The following is a 4609-nucleotide window of genomic DNA, read 5'->3' as shown; positions in this document are numbered from 1 at the left end:
ATTTCCTCGGTGCTTTCCAGGTTTTCACTTCGGCGTTTCCGCTTCCGTCTTTCCTTTCCGGCGGTCCAAACTCTAGCAGGGTTTTTCCGTGTCCCTGACCAGTCGATCGCAGGCATGCGAGAACTGATCCCGAGATAGGATCTGACGAGTTTGGGTGCTGCCGAGGGTGAGCGCGCTGTCGCGCCGCCCGGTCTCAGGCAGGACGATGACTGTACACAAGTCCTGGCGACGACGCAAACCCCCGAAGATGGTGGTCTAGACCACTAGCTGCTAACTTCTCTGGGGAACCGCCACCTACCCCACTCCCTGGGAGGCCCCCCATGACCAACGTGACGTCCCCCCTCGCCGGACGCGCCATCGGACTGGCCAACGTGCCCGATCCGGTCTTCTCCGGGGCCATGGTGGGCCCCGGTACCGCGATCGACCCGGTGCGTGAGCCCTCCGAGGTCGTGTCCCCTGTGGACGGCGTCGTCGTCTCCCTGCACCCGCACGCGTTCGTCGTGGTCGACGAGAGCGGGCACGGTGTGCTCGTGCACCTCGGCATCGACACGGTCCAGCTCAACGGCGAGGGCTTCGAGCTGCTCGTAAACAAGGGGGACACCGTCGCACGCGGCCAGGCCGTGGTGCGCTGGGACCCGGCCGCGGTCGAGACCGCCGGCAAGTCCCCCATCTGTCCCGTCGTCGCGCTCGAGGCCACGGCCGAGTCCCTCGCCGAGCTGCGCGAGACCGGTGACGTGAAGACCGGCGACAGCCTCTTCTCCTGGTCCTGATCTCCTTGTCCTGACGGCTCGGCCGTCCTACGGCATGTACGACAACCAACGCGGTGGCGGGGGCCACCGCATTAGCGGAGACGGTGAGATGGAGACAACGCTGCGAGGCGTCGGTGTGAGCCACGGTGTGGCGATCGGCGAGGTCAGGCACATGGGGACGGCCGTGCTGGAGCCGCCGGCCAAGCAGATCCCTCCGCAGGACGCGGAGCGCGAGCAGGGCCGTGCCCGGCAGGCCGTGGACGCCGTGGCCGCCGACCTGACGGCACGCGGCAACCTGGCAGGCGGCGAGGCGCAGGCCGTGCTGGAGGCCCAGGCCCTGATGGCCCAGGACCCTGAGCTGATGTCCGACGTGGAGCGGCGGATCGCCGTGGGCAGTACCGCCGAACGCGCGGTGTACGACGCGTTCGCGGCGTACCGCGAGCTGCTGGCCAATGCCGGTGAGTACCTGGCGGGTCGGGTCGCCGACCTGGACGACGTGCGCAACCGCATCGTGGCGCGGCTGCTCGGGGTGCCGATGCCGGGTGTGCCGGACAGCGACCACCCCTATGTACTGGTGGCCCGTGACCTGGCCCCCGCCGACACCGCGCTGCTGGACCCGGCGCTGGTGCTGGGCTTCGTGACCGAGGAGGGCGGGCCGACCAGCCACAGCGCCATCCTGGCGCGGGCGCTCGGGGTGCCGGCCGTGGTCGCGCTGCCCGGCGCGGGTGAGCTGCCGGAGGGCACGGTCATCGCGGTCGACGGCAGCTCGGGCGACATCTTCGTGAACCCGACCGGCGAGACGACGGCGCGGCTGGAGGCCGCCGCCGCCGAGCGCAAGGCGGCGCTGGCCGCGTCGAGCGGTCCCGGTGTGACGGCAGACGGGCACAAGGTGCCGCTGCTGGCCAACATCGGCGGTCCGGCGGACGTGCCGGCCGCGCTGGAGGCCGGGGCCGAGGGTGTGGGTCTGTTCCGTACCGAGTTCCTGTTCCTGGACGACAGCAAGAACGCGCCGTCCGAGGAGAAGCAGGTGACGGCCTACCGGCAGGTGCTGGAGGCGTTTCCCGAGGGCCGGGTCGTGGTGCGGGTGCTGGACGCGGGTGCGGACAAACCGCTGGAGTTCCTGACGCCGGCCGACGAGCCGAACCCGGCGCTCGGCGTGCGGGGGCTGCGGACGCTGCTGGACCACCCGGAGGTGCTGCGGACGCAGCTGACCGCGCTGGCGAAGGCCGCCGAGGGGCTGCCGGTGCACCTGGAGGTCATGGCGCCCATGGTGGCGGACCGTGCCGACGCCAAGGCGTTCGCGGACGCCTGCCGGGAGGCGGGGCTGCACGCCAAGTACGGCGCGATGGTGGAGATCCCGTCGGCCGCGCTGCGGGCGCGGTCGATCCTGCGGGAGGTCGAGTTCGTGTCGCTCGGCACGAACGACCTGGCGCAGTACACCTTCGCGGCGGACCGGCAGGTGGGCGCGGTGTCGCGGTTCCAGGACCCGTGGCAGCCCGCGCTGCTCGACCTGGTCGCGCTGTCCGCCGAGGCGGCGCGGGCCGAGGGCAAGAGCTGCGGGGTGTGCGGTGAGGCCGCGTCCGACCCGCTGCTGGCCTGTGTGCTGACGGGTCTGGGTGTCACCTCCCTGTCGATGGGTGCGGCGTCGATCCCGTACGTGCGGGCGACGCTGGCGAAGCACACGCTGGCGCAGTGCGAGCGGGCCGCGGCGGCCGCGCGTGCGGCGGACAGCGCGGACGAGGCGCGGACGGCGGCGCAGGCGGTGCTGTCGGGCGAGTAGCCGGTACCGCGCGCACGTCGGTGTGCGCGTGGGCTCGTGGCGGTCAGGGGCGTCCCATCCTTCGGGTGGGGCGCCCCTGGCGCGTCTCAGTGGTGGTGTCCGCGGTCTTCCTGGTCGTCGTCCGCGAGGTCGGGGGCCGCGCGGTAGTCCACGCCTGACTCGGGGGCGATGAGGTCGCCGGTGTCGATGTCGGTGCAGTAGGCGTCGAAGACCTCGGAGGCGGTGAGCGGCTGGAGGTGTCCGGCGCGCAGGCGCCAGCCGTGGACGCGGTCGGGGCGGTCGGGAGCGCTGATGCGGATGACGAGGCCGCCGGGGCTGCGGGTGGCGAGGCCAAGGGCGAGGACGCTGGTGAATTCGAGTGCCTCGGCCTGGTCGGGTTCGGCGGTCCCGTGGGCGTCGGGGTCGGCGTGGAGCACGGCGACGAGGGTTTCGGGTGGTCCGGCGACGCTGCACACCAGGTGCTGGGCGCCGGGGGGCGCGGTTTCCAGGACGCGGGCGAGCAGGGCGGACGCGCGGATGAAGGCGGCGCGGCCGATGTCCTCGCCGCAGGTGGCGCAGGGGCCGAGGCGGCTCAGGAGGGTGGTGGCGTATTCCCAGGTGGCCTGGCGGACGGCTTCGCCGACGAGGGCGGGCAGGAGTGCGGTGAGGGGTTCGCCCTCATAGGGGATGGTGGGGCCGAGGGCGGCGAGTTCGGCGGTGAAGCGGCTGCGGCTGGCGGGGGCGTCGGGGTCGATGCCGGTGGCGGTGCAGAACTCGGCGTACTCCTCGGGGTCGAAGAGGGCGAGTGCGGTGTGACTGCCTTGGGCGGCACGGGCTTTGAGGACGGCTTCCATCTGGCGCAGGTAGGTGGTGTGGTCGTCGAAGGTGAAGCTGCGGTAGCGCCGCATGGCGCGGAAGTCGTGTTCGTCGGTGAGCAGGCCGACGGTGCCCGCGATCTCGCGGCGCAGGACGCGTCGCATGGTCTGGTGGTCGGTGTGCGCCATGGTTTTCCCCCTGTGTGTGCGCTGTCGATCAGTGCTCACTCACCGTAACCGCGGGCACTGACAACGGGGGCGGGCGGAGCCGGGCGCGGACCAGGCGGTGCTGGAGTCCGCAGGTGAGGGCGATGGTGGTGCCGAGGGCGGTCCAGCCGAGGGGGCCGAGGGTGAGGGCGGCGGTGACGGCGAGTGGGCCGAGGGAGCGCTGGGCGGCTTGGGCCAGGCCGTGGACGCCGAGGTAGCTGCCCTGGGCGTCGTCGGGGGCGAGAGCGACGGAGAGTTCCCAGGAGACGGTGGCGTGCAGCATCTCGGCGAGGGTGAAGAGGATGGCCGAGGCGGTGAGCAGGCAGGTCGCGCCGAACAGGGGAACAAGGCGTTACCGACGGCGCGTTGGCGCCGGGAGCGGTGTTGCCTCCGGTGCGGCGGCTGGCGGAGGAGCGCCCGCCCAAGGTGCCCGAGGGGCTGCGGGACCTGGCGGGTGGGCATCCCGATCCGGCGCTGCGGCCGGCGCTGGTGCCGCCCTCGCGCCTCTCCCCCGGTGTCCGCTCGCACCGTTCGAGTCCCCGGCTCGCGCGGCTGGAGAGCGCGGTGTGGGAGTGGATCGGCGCCGACGGGGTGCCGGTGGAGCAGGTGACGTTCGCGCACGGGGCGCTGGACTTCGTCGGCCGGGTGCTCTCGGCCCAGCTGCGGCCGGGGGACGCCATGGCGATGGAGGACCCCGGTTATCACCATCTGCTGGACCTCGTCGCGGCGTTGGGGCTGCGCCCGGTGCCGGTCGCGGTGGACGGCGAGGGGATGCGCCCGGAGGAGCTGCGGGGCACGCTGCGGGCCGGGGTGCGCGCGGTGGTGCTCAGTCCACGGGCGCAGAATCCGCTCGGCGGGGCCTTCTCACCGGCGCGCCGGGACGCACGGGCCGAGGTGCTGCGGGAGGCGCCGGAGGTGCTGGTGCTGGAGAACGACCACGCGTCCGACGTCTCCAGTGCGCCCCTCGCGCGGCTGGTGGGTCGCGGCCGGGGCGCGGTTCCGGCTGGCGTCGGCGCCGGGGGTGCGGATCACCACGGCGGAGCTCCGACCGCCGGAGGCGGTGCGGCTGGCCTCGGACT

Annotated in this window: 5 protein-coding genes; 3 read left to right on the top strand and 2 right to left on the bottom strand. The window is 72.9% G+C overall.

Annotation, left to right across the window (positions count from 1 at the left end; all coding sequences use genetic code 11):
* Positions 1-320 precede the first annotated feature (320 nt).
* A complete protein-coding gene (locus tag CCN33_RS26815; RefSeq protein ID WP_086696027.1) occupies positions 321-770 on the top strand; it encodes a PTS sugar transporter subunit IIA in 450 nt (149 codons plus the stop codon).
* Between the two features lie 88 nt (positions 771-858).
* Positions 859-2529, top strand: coding sequence for a phosphoenolpyruvate--protein phosphotransferase (gene ptsP, locus CCN33_RS26810; protein WP_086696026.1), 1671 nt, complete (start codon positions 859-861; stop codon positions 2527-2529).
* Positions 2530-2615: 86 nt separating this feature from the next.
* Here the strand turns inward: ptsP and CCN33_RS26805 are convergent, their stop codons facing one another.
* Together CCN33_RS26805 and CCN33_RS26800 are read right to left on the bottom strand one after the other, a co-directional pair.
* On the bottom strand, positions 2616-3512 hold the full coding sequence (locus CCN33_RS26805) for a hypothetical protein (RefSeq protein WP_086696025.1): 897 nt from the start codon (positions 3510-3512) through the stop codon (positions 2616-2618).
* A gap of 28 nt (positions 3513-3540) precedes the next feature.
* Entirely contained in the window at positions 3541-3813 is a 273-nt protein-coding gene (locus CCN33_RS26800; protein ID WP_244173949.1) for a hypothetical protein, read from the bottom strand.
* Between the two features lie 98 nt (positions 3814-3911).
* Here CCN33_RS26800 and CCN33_RS26795 point away from each other — a divergent pair.
* Positions 3912-4609: aminotransferase class I/II-fold pyridoxal phosphate-dependent enzyme (locus CCN33_RS26795; protein WP_341866596.1), on the top strand; the 698-nt coding region annotated here is incomplete at its 3' end.

It is taken from the genome of Streptomyces recifensis, assembly GCF_002154615.1.
GTDB lineage: Bacteria > Actinomycetota > Actinomycetes > Streptomycetales > Streptomycetaceae > Streptomyces > Streptomyces griseoluteus.
The sequence above is the reverse complement of the archived record's forward strand: the minus strand, read 5'-3'. Positions and strand labels throughout refer to the sequence as shown.

What these genes read in the sequence shown, in the direction of transcription:
- CCN33_RS26815 (WP_086696027.1), top strand. Translation starts at nt 321, where the DNA reads ATGACCAACGTGACGTCCCCCCTCGCCGGACGCGCCATCGGACTGGCC.
- ptsP (WP_086696026.1), top strand. Translation starts at nt 859, where the DNA reads ATGGAGACAACGCTGCGAGGCGTCGGTGTGAGCCACGGTGTGGCGATC.
- CCN33_RS26805 (WP_086696025.1), bottom strand. Translation starts at nt 3,512, where the DNA reads ATGGCGCACACCGACCACCAGACCATGCGACGCGTCCTGCGCCGCGAG.
- CCN33_RS26800 (WP_244173949.1), bottom strand. Translation starts at nt 3,813, where the DNA reads ATGCTGCACGCCACCGTCTCCTGGGAACTCTCCGTCGCTCTCGCCCCC.